The 789-nt window shown below is 34.6% G+C and carries 1 protein-coding gene and 1 pseudogene; both read right to left on the bottom strand.

The annotated features are described in order from the left end of the window. A pseudogene (locus AC1DUA_RS39480) lies at window positions 1-203 on the bottom strand (dihydrofolate reductase); the annotation flags it as partial. Beyond that, window positions 178-552: a hypothetical protein gene (locus AC1DUA_RS39485; RefSeq protein ID WP_477504865.1), complete on the bottom strand. Its 375-nt coding sequence runs from the start codon at window positions 550-552 to the stop codon at window positions 178-180. The gene AC1DUA_RS39485 and the pseudogene AC1DUA_RS39480, both read right to left, overlap by 26 nt. Between the last annotated feature and the right edge of the window lie 237 nt (window positions 553-789).

The following is a 789-nucleotide window of genomic DNA, read 5'->3' on the forward strand; positions in this document are numbered from 1 at the left end:
TATGTATCCCCTTCAAATTCATGGTGAATCTTTGTAATATACATCTTTCTAACATAAGGCATAAACACCTTATAGATCTGTTCTCCTCCAAAAATGAAGACTTTATCCTCACTTTGGCACAGATCAAAAATGTCATTAATGGAATGAGCGATTTCACAGCCTTCTATCCTCAGTTCTTTATCTCGGCTTAGGATAATATGTTGATTTAATGATTTCGATATTATAGTAATCAGCTAAAATGAAATCGCCTAAAGTGGTTACTGTCAGATTTTGATATTTAGGCTGGGATTCATATTCAACTAACTTTTCACTAACACTGTCAAGTCTATATAAATAATCCGAAGTTAGAACAAGTACGGAATTATACCTTTTTGATACAGAAACATCTCGTGGAAACCCTCTAAAGTTTCCACACCATTCGGTTAAATCATCGTTTGTGAATTTAATCCAAGTCCAGTTTTGGGAATTCCAGGGGCTCAAAATATCATAAATCCTCTCCTTGCATTCTCCTGATTGTGGCTGATTTATTACCTCCGCTTTGATTATCATCATTTATCCTCCATAATTCGTCTAAATCTACTTATAGATATTCAAATATCGTATTCAACTTTCCTGCCCAACTGCTGGCCACCACGCTAACCCATTAGGTGAATAAAAAAAGAGACCCACAGCAACGGGCCGCGAGTCTAAGTTATATATTTTAAAGGGGGTCTTGATTCTTAGTATAGGCTTAATTCATTAAGACAGAATGAAAATAATATTTCAATTTGATTACATCTTTCAACTAAT

This window comes from Paenibacillus sp. 01T422, from assembly GCF_056398785.1.

Bases quoted from the DNA above. Each gene is read 5' to 3' on its own strand.
- AC1DUA_RS39485 (WP_477504865.1), bottom strand. From the start codon at position 552: ATGATGATAATCAAAGCGGAGGTAATAAATCAGCCACAATCAGGAGAA.